This is a genomic window from Pantoea sp. (assembly GCF_028283705.1).
Classification (GTDB): Bacteria; Pseudomonadota; Gammaproteobacteria; order Enterobacterales; family Enterobacteriaceae; genus Pantoea.
In genome coordinates this window covers 129,767-142,062 of record NZ_JAPWKD010000020.1, presented here as the reverse complement: position 1 = coordinate 142,062, position 12,296 = coordinate 129,767, and the positions used below count along the sequence as shown (strand labels likewise).

At 50.7% G+C, this 12,296-nt stretch carries 13 protein-coding genes and 1 pseudogene; 7 read left to right on the top strand and 7 right to left on the bottom strand.

What is annotated here, in order from left to right; genetic code table 11:
- The 3 genes from PW844_RS18535 to PW844_RS29475 form a co-directional block, all read right to left on the bottom strand.
- Positions 1–83 (bottom strand): DUF3037 domain-containing protein (locus tag PW844_RS18535; RefSeq protein WP_299455011.1); only part of this gene is annotated, 83 nt, incomplete at its 3' end.
- Positions 80–424 (bottom strand): HipA family kinase, encoded by a 345-nt coding sequence (locus PW844_RS18530; protein WP_367187766.1) that lies wholly within the window; start codon positions 422–424, stop codon positions 80–82. The genes PW844_RS18535 and PW844_RS18530, both read right to left, overlap by 4 nt.
- Before the next feature lie 10 nt (positions 425–434).
- Positions 435–809, bottom strand: a complete 375-nt coding sequence (locus PW844_RS29475) for a HipA family kinase (RefSeq protein WP_367187765.1) — start codon at positions 807–809, stop codon at positions 435–437.
- A gap of 323 nt (positions 810–1,132) precedes the next feature.
- Here PW844_RS29475 and PW844_RS18525 point away from each other — a divergent pair.
- From PW844_RS18525 to PW844_RS18500, 6 genes and pseudogenes are all read left to right on the top strand, one after another.
- Positions 1,133–1,297: pseudogene (locus tag PW844_RS18525) on the top strand (type II toxin-antitoxin system RelE/ParE family toxin); the annotation flags it as partial.
- Positions 1,281–1,604: a DNA-binding transcriptional regulator gene (locus PW844_RS18520; RefSeq protein ID WP_299454998.1), complete on the top strand. Its 324-nt coding sequence runs from the start codon at positions 1,281–1,283 to the stop codon at positions 1,602–1,604. The pseudogene PW844_RS18525 and the gene PW844_RS18520, both read left to right, overlap by 17 nt.
- 150 nt (positions 1,605–1,754) lie before the next feature.
- The gene (locus tag PW844_RS18515; RefSeq protein WP_299454995.1) at positions 1,755–1,901 is read left to right on the top strand and encodes a hypothetical protein; all 147 of its coding nucleotides are present in this window, start codon (positions 1,755–1,757) and stop codon (positions 1,899–1,901) included.
- Positions 1,902–2,304: 403 nt separating this feature from the next.
- Positions 2,305–3,291: a DUF2971 domain-containing protein gene (locus PW844_RS18510; RefSeq protein ID WP_299454992.1), complete on the top strand. Its 987-nt coding sequence runs from the start codon at positions 2,305–2,307 to the stop codon at positions 3,289–3,291.
- 102 nt (positions 3,292–3,393) lie between these two features.
- A complete protein-coding gene (locus PW844_RS18505; RefSeq protein WP_299454989.1) occupies positions 3,394–4,398 on the top strand; it encodes a DUF4238 domain-containing protein in 1,005 nt (334 codons plus the stop codon).
- A 287-nt stretch (positions 4,399–4,685) separates the two neighbouring features.
- Entirely contained in the window at positions 4,686–5,102 is a 417-nt protein-coding gene (locus tag PW844_RS18500) for a VOC family protein (protein WP_299454988.1), read from the top strand.
- Positions 5,103–5,323: 221 nt separating this feature from the next.
- On the opposite strand, the gene PW844_RS18495 is transcribed toward PW844_RS18500, so the two are convergent.
- Entirely contained in the window at positions 5,324–6,778 is a 1,455-nt protein-coding gene (locus tag PW844_RS18495) for an MFS transporter (protein WP_299454985.1), read from the bottom strand.
- Between the two features lie 238 nt (positions 6,779–7,016).
- Here PW844_RS18495 and PW844_RS18490 point away from each other — a divergent pair, with 238 nt between their 5' ends.
- Positions 7,017–7,703, top strand: coding sequence for a GntR family transcriptional regulator (locus PW844_RS18490; RefSeq protein ID WP_299454983.1), 687 nt, complete (start codon positions 7,017–7,019; stop codon positions 7,701–7,703).
- Between the two features lie 33 nt (positions 7,704–7,736).
- On the opposite strand, the gene PW844_RS18485 is transcribed toward PW844_RS18490, so the two are convergent.
- From PW844_RS18485 to PW844_RS18475, 3 genes are read right to left on the bottom strand one after another with little or no spacing between them, the layout of a single operon-like run.
- Positions 7,737–8,951 carry an amidohydrolase family protein gene (locus PW844_RS18485; protein WP_299454980.1) on the bottom strand — a complete coding sequence of 405 codons (1,215 nt, stop codon included), beginning with the start codon at positions 8,949–8,951 and terminating at the stop codon, positions 7,737–7,739.
- The gene (locus tag PW844_RS18480) at positions 8,948–11,431 is read right to left on the bottom strand and encodes an ATP-binding cassette domain-containing protein (RefSeq protein WP_299454977.1); all 2,484 of its coding nucleotides are present in this window, start codon (positions 11,429–11,431) and stop codon (positions 8,948–8,950) included. Before PW844_RS18480 ends, PW844_RS18485 begins: the two co-directional genes overlap by 4 nt.
- Complete coding sequence (locus tag PW844_RS18475) at positions 11,428–12,291, bottom strand: branched-chain amino acid ABC transporter permease (protein ID WP_299454974.1); 864 nt, start codon at positions 12,289–12,291, stop codon at positions 11,428–11,430. Before PW844_RS18475 ends, PW844_RS18480 begins: the two co-directional genes overlap by 4 nt.
- Positions 12,292–12,296: the final 5 nt, after the last annotated feature.

Here is a 12,296-nt window from a genome sequence, read left to right as displayed (position 1 = left end):
ACAACTACCCCTACGTTCGCAAACTCTTCAGTTTCCGGGTAAGGAGAAAATCTCACGATGCTGTATAAGCAAGGCGTTGTCATATGATGCTGCTCCAAAAATCATCGCCGGATGCTCTGTTGAGAGTCGTATCGATGATAGTTTCAAATTGATCTTCAGAAAGCCATGATTCAGGTACTTTTTCCCAGAAGTGAGGCATCTTACTATATGTTTTCAAGAGCTTTTCACGATGAGCAAGCTGGTCAACCATATCGATCTCCCAACTTCTGGTCAGATGAGAGAAAACATGCTCGTTGAAGTCACGTAATGTCGCATTCTGATCAAAGGCTAGATTGTGATCAATAAGGTAATACCTATTGTCTTTCACGTCCAACAGCATGTTAACGTTCCCACCTCTGTCCGATAGGGTTCTATCAACATTTATTATCCACCTATCAAAGACGAAAGACCTTCTGGTCGTTTAGTGGAATGATACTGTCATTACGGGATTGAGCGAAAGAGAGCGACACAGCATTTTCTATGTATCTGGTAGCAAAGGCATAGCCCGCATTTATCTGCTTTCTTAAATCAGGTGTGAACTCAAGTAACTCTTCGGGTACGTATACGATCGTGAATTCTGGGAACGGAAGACCAATGTCACTCACTAGGCATGCGGAGATGAACTCGGCAATCAACTGACGACGTGGCATCTCCGGCATGGATTTAACAACGTATAGGAGGTTATCGTCACAACGGCATAAGAATGGCTCGGTGCTGCCTTCCCTGATGCGCCTTATGATCTCAACAACATGAGGTGATTGGTCATCCAAAATTGAAATCTTCCATGTAGTTAATCGACTGGTACTGCTTTGATATGAGTAATTTATAACAACATTTTGGCTGATAATCAGCGCCTGAAACTCATAATTTCTTAAAAATGAGATATGCTAATCCGGAAAATGAACGTTATAAATCAATGAAGCGATTTTATTTTATTGATTTATATGTTCTTTTTTTATTTTTTCATTGTCAATGATAAGACGTTAGTCATTTTAGTAGCAGATGATAATTGGAAAGTGAACCCATATACCTTTATGTCATGTTTTTGTGCTTAGCAGACATTTCACGAAATTTTATGGGGGCAGGTAGGGCATACATTTTCCTGCCTGCCAAACAGAACATGTCGAACACTGATTCCTAAGAACTATCTGGATTCCGTGAACTGGCAAGGTATTACGCTGGTCTCTCAGATCAGAACATTGCAGCACTCATGAAGATTAAAGAACTGGTGGAGATTTGCCATGACTGCAAAAACTAAATTCAAAAGCCCTGCATTTGAAGCTATCCATAGTGCGGCTGCCGGTATGTTTAAAGCCGGTGTTCTCCCACAGGAAACCATGCGTAGCTTTGATGCAACCTGCATCGAAGATGTGGAGGAACTACAACCATATGAAATAAAAAGACTACGTGAAAAACTCAATATGAGTCAGCCGGTTTTCGCTCGTTATCTGAATACCAGTGTATCGACAATTCAGAAATGGGAAACAGGTTTGAAGCGCCCCAGCGGGATGTCGTTAAAGCTGCTGTCAGTAGTTCAAAAGCATGGGCTAGAAGTACTGATTTAAACAGCCAATTACGGCAATCTCATTAACGGGGACTTGCTCATGACTATTGGCGGGTGATAATTTTGTAGGCATACGTTTTAGAATACCTCTCAAACATTTGGGGACAGTCTGGGAGCATGGCCTAACTTTCATCCAATGACGGAACTGCTTATGCGATACGAAAATAATACACTCTCCGATATGAAGAAGATTGATTTCAAAGCGATCCATGATGGCAAAGTTGAGATGATGAAACGTTTTATGACCGCTAAAGTTGAAGCAGAGCGCAAAGGTGAAGTGGTTTACAAACCTCTTTAATCTCCCGCAATGCGTCATAAGTGAAAAGGTCCAATTGGTTTTTTATGCCCAAATAGTCACAGGTCTATGTTTATCATCATTACAGAAAAGCCGATAGGCGGTGATATATGTATTAGCCAAAACCTTATCAGGTTGTGGTCTTTTAAAGAACACTAATAAATCTGACTGTCGGCTTTGAGCAAGGAGCAGAAGTTCGCACTTGTCTCATCACTCTGAGGGTTTAATGAACACCGAGGTGTATTCGTCAATTGGGAACATGTCAATATGACCTAAGTTTCCCCGCTCATGGTGATGAATATCAAGGGGTAAAGACTTGCCCTGACGTAGATAGTATTTTTAATTTTACTATTGTCCTTGGGTCAGGGAAAGGTAGATAATATCAAAAAATCATGAGATAAAATTAATGATGCTGAAAATTCCTTCTCGATTATATAAATATAAAAGTTTTAGTGTTGATAGTCTTGATTTGCTTGTAAGCGATAGATTGTATTTTGCCGACCCAACAACATTCAATGATCCTTTGGATTGTAATCCTTCCGTGTTAAATGATATCGATGATGCCTATGAATTGAACGCTATTCTTCATAAATTAGTAAAAGATAATCATCAAAAGGAACTAGAGAAAGCAGCAAAAAAAATTCGATACAGAGGGCCAAGAACATTAGAAAAAATCGAAATGCTAGGCGAAAGTGAAGCTCAGGAGTTAATTAATAATATCGCGAGAAATGTTGATTTTTATGGTGACGATTTTGGTGATAGTGCTAGCTATCATATTAAAAGATATTTACTAAAAAATTATGATGTTGGTGTCCTTTCATTGGCAAAAACGTTTAACTGTCCCTTAATGTGGTCGCATTATTCTGACCAACATAAGGGGTTTTGTATAGGATATGACGTTTCTGAAAATGACTCTGAAGATATCTACCCTGTTGATTACAAAGGTAAGCGATTTATTAGAACTCAACAAGTTCATGATATGCTATTTGGTAGTAATGATAAAATAAGGAATGCTGCCAAAAAAGAGATTGATAGGGTTATTCTTCTCAGTAAGGCCCCTTCTTGGAAATATGAGAAGGAATACCGAGTTATTAAAAATAAAGGCTTGCAGGATTCACAATTTCGATTATGTGATGTTACATTCGGTTTGAGGTTCAAAGAATCTGCTAAATTTTCCGTTATGAGAGCGTTACAATCAAGGCAGGCTGGCATTGATTTCTACGAAATGTCACTTTCTAATAATTCCTTCAAATTAAAGAGGGTGTTAATTGATTTGGATAATGAAAAATTTAAATCATACCCTGAAAGTAATTATGAACGTACTCGTGAAGTTCTTCAGATGTTTAATGAATTAAATGACGATGAAGATAGTATTGATCATGAAAGTTTGTGATTATGATGTGACATGTAGGATATTTAGTCGGCAATAATTTCCTTGCAAAAGGTTTTAAATTGCTTTTCTTCTTTTGATAATGGCTTTGAAGGAGTAATTTTTATGGCCGACTCACTAAGCCTGCAGACTGACGTTGTCAGGCAGCACACAGTGCCACGTTTTTTGCTGGAGGGCTTTGCCACTTTAGGTAGAGGCAAGTATCCCCAGCTTTATACCTTTGATAAGCATAACGAACGTAGTTTTGTTACTAACATCATGAATGCGACCGTCCGGAACACCTTCTATAATCTCGACGATCATCCTGAAAGACTTAGCCTAGAGCCGCTAATGGGTATATACGAAAGCGAAGCGGCACCCGTAATCCATCAACTGCTAGAATACCGAGATATCCGTAATCTCTCAGGTGAGGAACGTTATAAGCTCGCCGTGTTCGTTGCTATTCAACGTGCGCGAACCTTTAGCGAGCAGCAACGAATTACTGGGATGATATCCGCTATTGCTGACAAGGTTACCGCCATGAGAGCTACTACGGAGCAGGTTGCCGAAGCACTAGGATTCTCGCCCGAACGGGACTCACGGAATATTTTCCTGCAGCAACTAGTTCACCAGGCCTCACACATCGACCACCTTCTGGCCAAGGACTGGTACCTCTTTGAGACAACATCTGATCATCCGTTCTACATTTCTGACAGTCCTGTTGTGATGCATAACGATAATGATTTCGGCCCGTGCGGTAACCTCGGGCTGGCTCAGCGAGGCATTCAGATTTACCTGCCGCTCTCCTCTACACTGACGCTCGGTATGTACTGCCCCTCTATCCGAGATTTGCAAATCATCCGCAAAAGAGATTTACAGCGCCGTATGGCGTTTGCCCCGTTGACCCTCACTCCCGGCTTAAATCCTTCAAGTCGAATTGCCAAGGCCAACGCGTTTATTAATTTCCATACTATGAAGTCTGCACCGGACCAGGTAATGTGGCTGAACAGCCAGCAAGTCCGGTTTTCCGAGCAATACGTTTTCTGTGAAAAAGACGATTTCGCGCTCGTCCGGAAAATGATTTCTGACAATCAGAGCTTTAAAACCGGCTTGCGGTTCACAATCGGATAAAATGGTCAAAAGCGATATATAATTGATAAAGATTATTAAATCACTATGACAGCGTTACCCTGATATTAGACAGAATACATGTGCTGATCCGTCCTCGATAACAGAGTTTATCAACTTCCGCCCTTGGCACTCTGCAGACTGACACACCACGCACTGTGTGCTCTTAGTGTGGAGCAGATATCAACCTTGTGCGCCTAAATAGTCGCGAGATGCCCGATAGTGATTATGCTACGAGCCTCGCACAAGCCATTTTATCTAAGCTGTATCAGTCAAAAAAGGATGAAAAAATGACTGACCTGAAAGAACTCTACTGGAACCGAATGGTTCCCGAGTTAACTGTAACGGATTTTTCCGCATCCCTACACTTCTATACTGTCGTGCTTGGCTTTAGCATCATAATAAGGCGTAGTGATCCTGATTTTGCCTACGTTAGTTTCGGTGAGGCACAATTGATGCTTGAACAATATCATGAGGAGGGATGGAATACGGTAGAACTCGTCAGGCCGTTGGGGCGTGGCGTTAATTTTCAGATAGAAGTGGACGATATTGAGCAGGTACTTGCCCGTGTGTATGCGCATGGAATAACGCTTTATCGAGATCTGCGTGATAATCACTACAGTACCGGAGAAACGACAGCATGCCAGAGAGAGTTTCTCGTGCAGGATCCTGATGGCTACCTCCTACGTTTCAGTCAGTACATTTAGCGAGATTACTGGTGCAATCCTGCATAGTTCTATATTTCTTCTGCACTGTTGAATCGGTTACGGTTATCCCCCAAAGACTATATGCCGGTTCAGGTAACTCCCTGGTGACCGTGCTTAGATCGGTTTTTTTGTACGAAAACCTCTATCACCACAAAAATTGGGGGCATCCTCGGGGGCATGATCAAAATTGAACTCAGAATTTACCCCCATAAATCATCAAATTACGCCTTACTTTTCAATCCTGTAGGGGCCGAAACACTCCTCCCCGCATCCGGTGCCAGCCTCACCATATCCAGCACCCCAATCAGCGTTATAACCGCAATCACCACAAACCCGACCTTAAACCCCATTCCGGGCACCGATCCGTAGCCTAAATCATCCCCCAGCACCGTTCCCAACCGAATACACAGCGCCCCCAGTGTTACGCCCAGCCCATTAGCCAGTTGCAGTGAGGTACTGAATAACGTATTCGCCGAACTCATTTCCTGGGCTGGCACTTCGGCAAACGCCAGTGAACTAATCCCGGTAAATTGCATCGAGCGGCTTAGTCCCCCTAAGAAAAGCAGTAACAGCGTAATCACATGCGGCGATGTTGGTGTGAGGAACGCACACAACAACAGCGTCAACACACAAGCCACTCCATTGCCAATCAGCAACTTACGGAAGCCAAAGTAACGAATCAGCGGAGTCGTGGCGGGTTTCATCGCCAGGTTGCCAGCAAATACCGCCAGCACCAGAGAGCCTGCCTGAAATGCGTTCATGCCAAAACCCACCTGAAACATCAGCGGTAGCATAAACGGAGCGGAGCTGATAGTGGCGCGCAACAGAAATCCTCCACGCATGGTGATGCGGAAAGAGGGGACAGCCAGTGATGACAGCCCAATCAGCGGCGCTTTGCTGCGGCGCAAATGCCGGATGCTCCAGACCAGTGTTCCCAGCCCGATGGCAATTGTCACCGCCGCACTCGCCAGGTTTGCGCTTTGCTGGCTCAGCATCTCCAGCCCGGCGACCAGGCACAGCATCGTGATGCCCGTGGCAACAAATCCGGTGAAATCGAATGAACGTCGCTCGTGCGCCGACTGATTTGGCATCATGCGCAGGGACAGCACGATGGCGATAATCCCCAGAGGCACGTTGAGGAAAAAGATCCAGTGCCAGCTGGCGTAAGTGGTGATAAATCCCCCCAGCGGTGGTCCGATGATCGGGGCCACCAGCGCGGGCCATGTCAGGGTAGCAATGGCTTTTATCAGCTGATTTTTAGGTGTGGTGCGCAGTACCACCAGACGTCCGACAGGCACCATCATGGCACCGCCAACGCCTTGCAGAATTCGCATCAATATGAATTCTGTGACGTTATGCGTCAGGCCGCAGAATAGTGATGACAGGGTAAAAATACTCAGCGCGAGGGTGAAGACATTCCGTGCTCCAAAGCGTTCCGCCACCCAGCCATTGGCTGGAATTAATACTGCCAGCGTCAGCAAATAAGCACTGATACCAATATTCAGATCGACGGCTGAGACACCAAACGCTTTCGCCATATCCGGCAACGCGGTTGCGATCACCGTGCCATCAAGGAATTCCATAAAGAATGCGCTCGCCACCAGCAGCGCCAGCCCTGAAATGCGGCCCGAACCAGAACGGGAAATATCGTCCCCGGTTGAATCAGATAAAGCCATGAGGCGTCCTTAGCATGCAACTTTTCAAAGCAGAGGTTGATGTCTGACAGGTTTGAAAAGTTGTTATACCAAAAAAACAATTGGCATAAGAACCCTCTCTTCATACTTGTTAGCTAAATATTGATATTTGACAATCATTTCCCTCTCTGATGACGCACGCAATTTCCATCAAAGCCGTTCTGCAACCGGCGCTCAGGATGGTAAGATACGGCGATAATCAGCCCGGGAAGAGGTCAGAATGAGTCAGGTCGCCACCGCGAAACAGCGAGAAGTGCAGCGTATTGTTGATGCGTTGTCGCTGGCCATTGCGCAGCATCGTCTAAAGCCCGGTCGGCGCTTAGTCGAAGCGCAGATTGTTGAGGCGCTGAAAGCCAATCGCAACCATGTTCAGGCCGCTTTGCAGCGCCTGGCGTTGCAGCATATTGTCACCATTGAACCGAATATCGGGGCGATGGTGGCACATCCCGAAGCGACCGAAGCGCGTGAGATTTTTATCGCGCGTCGGGCAATTGAGAGCGCCATTGTTGCCTCCATCACCCCTGAGCAAATGGCGCAGTTTGCCGATGAGATCGAGGCTCAGCAAACGGCGGAACATGCTGCCACCGGGCAACAGGACCGTCGCCACATTGTGCGTGAATTAAGTGCGTTTCATCTGCTGCTGGCAAAGGTCAGCGGCAACAAGGTGCTGAGCGAGATCCTGTCCAACCTGATGGTGCGCAGTTCCCTGATAGTGGCGCTCTACCAACGCAATGATGTGCCGTCCTGTCAGTGTGCTGAACATGGAGCCATTCTGGCGGCATTAAAAGCGGGCAATATTGCAGAAGCGCAGCAAACCATGCTGGCGCATCTGGATGAGCTGGAAGCCGAGCTGGATTTAACCGAAGTGGTTTCTGAGGATTTGTCGCTTACTCAGGCATTGATTTAGCGGCGCAATTCCGTGCGCCGCCGCTTCAGGCCTTCAGGGACGATAGAGCGTTGCCTGCGGACGGGAAAAGGTTTGCCGCCCGCGCTTAAATCCGGCGATCGGCGGCGCTATCTGCGCCACAATCTGGTCTGCGCGTTCCACATCAAACACCACCATATCAGCCAGACATCCCGGTACTAACCCGTAGTCGGTTAAGCGCAACAGCTTTGCAGACTGGCTGGAGATCCAGCTCAGGCAGCGTAGCAAATCCACCTGTGTTCCCAACTGACGCACGTTGGCGAACAAATTTGCCTGACGCACCAGCGAAGCATCGCCAAATGGCGTAAAGGGATTGGCGATATTGTTGGTGGAGAGCGAACACACCACGCCGCAGCGATCCAGTTCATCCAGCGGGGCTACGCCACGCGGTTGCAGTGCAAAGCGATCGCGTGCGGTGAGGAACAGGTCGGTGGCGGGCAGGGCAGTGACCTGCACTCCGGCCCCGGCCAGTTTCTGGCCTAGCTCATGCAGCTTATCCCTTGTCAGAATCGACAGCTTAGTGACGTGTCCAACAGTAACGCGGCCACCCCAGTTGGCACCTTGCGTTTCATCGATTACGCAGTCAATCAGCCGATTATCTGGCGCGAGATCGAAATCGAGGTGGAAGTCGATATCGACATCATAGCGCTGGGCCAGGGCGAATAGCCTGCGAATCTGTCCAGCCGGATCACTGTCGGTATACGGACATCCCCCCAGCAGGTCCGCACCCGATGCCAGCGCTTCACACAACAGTTCCTCGGTGCCGGGATTATTCAACATCCCTTCCTGCGGAAACACGCAAAGTTGCAGATCCATCGCCCAGGCATATTCCGTCTGTAAACGGCGGATGGCACGAAAACCTTTCAGACCGACCACTGGATCGATTTCGATATGGGTACGCATACGCGTGGTACCCTGCGCAATGGCTTGCTCCAGCACGCGGGCGCCGCGTTGATAAACATCTTCTTCAGTGAAATCGGCTTTGGCGCGTGCCGTTTCACGAATCGCCTCAGCCAGCGTACCGTCCTGCTGATGGCAACGATCAATGATGCAGGCTTTGTCGAGGTGGATATGGGTTTCCAGCAGACCGGGCAGCACCAGCGCACCGGCAAAATCCAGCGTTTCTGCCGCTCCATGCTGCGTAGCAACAAAATGCTCCCCGGCGATGTGCAGGGTCTGCAATGTATCTTCACCCGGCACGCGGGCGTTGATTATGGTGAGTCGCTTCATGCGTTTCCTGCTCCCAGCCAGGCTTCAGCCAGATCCGCCTGCGCCAGCAAATCCTGCGCACGTCCGGCTTTCACCACTTCACCCGATTCCAGCACCAGCGCCCGGTCAGCAATGGTCAGGGCGAGGTTAGCCATCTGATCGACCAGCAGCAGCGTGACGCCTTCATTACGTAATCCCGCCAGCGCATCATATAACTCGCCAATCATCGCTGGTGACAAGCCCAGGCTGGGTTCATCCAGCAACAGAATCGAGGGGCGGGACATCAACCCGCGACCAATGGCCACCATTTGCTGCTCACCGCCAGAAAGCAGCCCCGCCTGGCTGTGCAGACGTTCGCGCAGACGGGGGAAGCGGCGCAGAATCGACTCCACTTCTGCCTGCGGATCGAGGCGTTGGCTACAGGCATATTGGCCGATCAACAGGTTTTCCAGCACGGTCATTTGCGGGAACAGCTGACGGCCCTCCGGTACCAGCGCCAGGCCGCGAGCGGCGATCTGGGCGGCATTCAGTTCCTTGATCGAATGATCGTGCAGATAGATCGCGCCGCTGCGTGCCGGATGCAGGCCCGCCAGCGTTTGCAGAATGGTTGATTTTCCGGCTCCGTTCGCCCCGAGGATGGCGACGGTTTCGCCCGGATTTACGGTAAAACTGACATTGCGCACCACCGGCGCGGCACCATAATCCAGCGTCAGCTTATCCACCACCAGGCCAGGTTCGCCGGTGGATCGCAGCGGCATCACGCGTGGCTTGCCGCGATATTCTGTACCGCCGAGATAGGCGGCTATCACTGCTGGATTGCGTTGCACTTCAGCCGGGTTACCCTGTGCCAGCGGCTTACCGGCATCCAGCACCTGCAAACGGTCGCTCACGGCCATCACCAGTGCCATGTCGTGTTCAACAACGATCACCGCCAGACCAAAGCCAGCCAGACGACGCAGCAGCGGGATCAATGCGTCGGTTTCTTCCCGGCTCAGTCCGGCGGCAGGTTCATCCAGCAACAACAGGGCGGGATCCAGCGCCAGCGCACGGGCAATCTCCACCAGACGACGATCAACATGGGGCAGATCTTCTGCCGGGGTGTGCACCGAACCGCGATATCCCACCAGCGCCAGCAGTGCCATCGCCACCGCCTGTGCCTCCCGGCCCGGATGACGCCACGGCAAGCCCTGACGGCCACGCTGCTGCGCCACCAGCAGGTTTTCCAGTACGCTCATGCCGCTGAATAGCTGGGTGGTTTGATAGGTGCGGGCGATACCGGCACGCGCCACCCGCCACGCAGGCAGACCACGCAGTTCTTGTTGCAGACGGATGCTGCCGCTGTCGGCGCGATAGAACCCGCTGATCATATTCAGCACCGTGGTTTTACCGGCCCCGTTTGGTCCCATCAGTCCAAGGATTTCTCCGGCGCGCACGTTGAAGCTGACGTCTTTTGCCGCCTGCACGCCACCAAAACGGATGCCAATACCTTCAACTTTCAGGACATTCTGGCCCGCACGCTGGAAGTGTAGTTGCAGCAGAGATTCATCCAGGGTGTCCGGGGCAAATTGCGGAGTGGATTTGACCAGCCAGCGCGCCAGTGTACCCAGCAGGCCACGCGGTGCCAGCCACAGTACGCTGAGCAGCAGCACGGCGAAAATCAGCAGACGATATTCGGCAAAGGATGATAGCAGCTCCGGCAGCACCACAATCAACAGCGCACCGAGCACCGGGCCGAACAGCGTGCCGCTGCCGCCCACCACCACAGCCAGCACAAACAGGATCGATTGAGAAAAAGGGAAGGAGTCCGGGTTGATAAACATCATCAGTGGCGCAACCAGAGTTCCGGCAGCACTGGCCAGCATGGCGGAGAGGGTAAACGCCAGAGTTTTGCTCACTACCGGATTAAAACCCAGCGAGCGCGCGGCAATATCGCTGGCCTTGACGGCACGCATTGCCAGTCCCCACTGGCTGCGTTGCAGACGGGCAAACAGCGTCAGCGCCACAATCATCAGCAGGGCGCAACACAGCGCCAGACCCACGGTGGGGTCCAGCGGGCCAAAGTCCGGCATCGGGATCCCCATCAGCCCGTTCGAGCCGCCTGTCACCTCGCGCCACTCAATCAAGACATGGCGCACCACCAGCGCAAAGGCGATGGTGATCATCGCCAGGAACGGACCGCTGACACGCAACGCCGGAATCGCCAGCAGCCCGCCAATCACACCACATACCAGCATGGCTGCCAGCATCGCGACACCCAGTGGCACGCCGTTCATGGTCAGCCCTGCCGAGATATAGGCTCCGACGGCATAAAAAGCGATATGACCGAAGGAGATTTGCCCGCTCAGTCCCAGCAAAATATTCAGCCCGACCACCGTGGTGACGGCGAGGGCAAACAACGAAAACACCAGCAGGGCATAGCTGCCGAGCACGAAGGGCAGCAGCAGGCTCAGCAGCGCGACGGCCACCAGCGCGAATGCATTGAAGGGGAGGGTTTTGATCATACTTTTACCCTTAATTTTTGCCCAAACAAACCGTTCGGACGCAGCGCCAGCGCCAGAATCACCAGCGAGAAAGTGAAGATTTGCGTGAAGGCGGAACCAAACCACAGCGTGACCAGCGCTTCGCTGAGGCCAAACAATAAACCGGCAACCCAGATACCGCTGCTACTGGCGAGGCCACCAAGGATCGCCACCGCAAAGGCTTTCAGCCCGAATAGCGTGCCCATATCACTTTGGATGCTGAACAAGGGAGCGATCAGCAAACCCGCCAGCGCGGCAAATACGGTAGAGAGGGCGAAGGCCGCAGCCACCACCCGGTTGACCCGAATCCCCATTAACTGCGCAGCACGCGGATTTTGTACCGTGGCTTCCAGCACTTTGCCGATGCGGCTGTAACGCCGCACCAGCGTCAGAGCCACGACGATCATCACACCGGTCAGAGGGATCAGCAGGTTGATCAGTGACCATGAGGTACCGAACAGGGTAAAGGTGACGTCGGTCACCGGGAACTGGCGCGGTTCTTTACCAAAGGTGAACATCGCGAGGTTATCGACCAGGATCCCGCCCGCCACCGTTGCCATCAACCAGGCTTCGGAATTACGCGCCACAAACGGGCGCACCAGCAGGCGTTCAATCACCACACCATACAGCGCGCAGCACAGCAGCGTGGCGGGTAAGGCCAGCAACAAGGGCCAGCCAAATGTCACGTACAAACTGTAGCCAAGGGTAGCACCGACCATCATCGCGCTACCCTGAGCAAAATTCAGGGTGCGCGATACAATCCAGGTGATGTGAAAACCCAGCGCCAGCAGGGCATACATGCTGCCGAGGCTCAGTCCGGTGGACAGGGCAGTGCTCCACATAATCC

Excerpts from the sequence above, each read along its gene's own strand:
- PW844_RS18500 (WP_299454988.1), top strand. The coding sequence starts at position 4,686 with ATGACTGACCTGAAAGAACTCTACTGGAACCGAATGGTTCCCGAGTTA.
- PW844_RS18480 (WP_299454977.1), bottom strand. The coding sequence starts at position 11,431 with ATGATCAAAACCCTCCCCTTCAATGCATTCGCGCTGGTGGCCGTCGCG.
- PW844_RS18515 (WP_299454995.1), top strand. The coding sequence starts at position 1,755 with ATGCGATACGAAAATAATACACTCTCCGATATGAAGAAGATTGATTTC.
- PW844_RS18505 (WP_299454989.1), top strand. The coding sequence starts at position 3,394 with ATGGCCGACTCACTAAGCCTGCAGACTGACGTTGTCAGGCAGCACACA.
- PW844_RS18475 (WP_299454974.1), bottom strand. The coding sequence starts at position 12,291 with ATGTGGAGCACTGCCCTGTCCACCGGACTGAGCCTCGGCAGCATGTAT.
- PW844_RS18495 (WP_299454985.1), bottom strand. The coding sequence starts at position 6,778 with ATGGCTTTATCTGATTCAACCGGGGACGATATTTCCCGTTCTGGTTCG.
- PW844_RS18510 (WP_299454992.1), top strand. The coding sequence starts at position 2,305 with ATGATGCTGAAAATTCCTTCTCGATTATATAAATATAAAAGTTTTAGT.
- PW844_RS18485 (WP_299454980.1), bottom strand. The coding sequence starts at position 8,951 with ATGAAGCGACTCACCATAATCAACGCCCGCGTGCCGGGTGAAGATACA.
- PW844_RS18520 (WP_299454998.1), top strand. The coding sequence starts at position 1,281 with ATGACTGCAAAAACTAAATTCAAAAGCCCTGCATTTGAAGCTATCCAT.
- PW844_RS18490 (WP_299454983.1), top strand. The coding sequence starts at position 7,017 with ATGAGTCAGGTCGCCACCGCGAAACAGCGAGAAGTGCAGCGTATTGTT.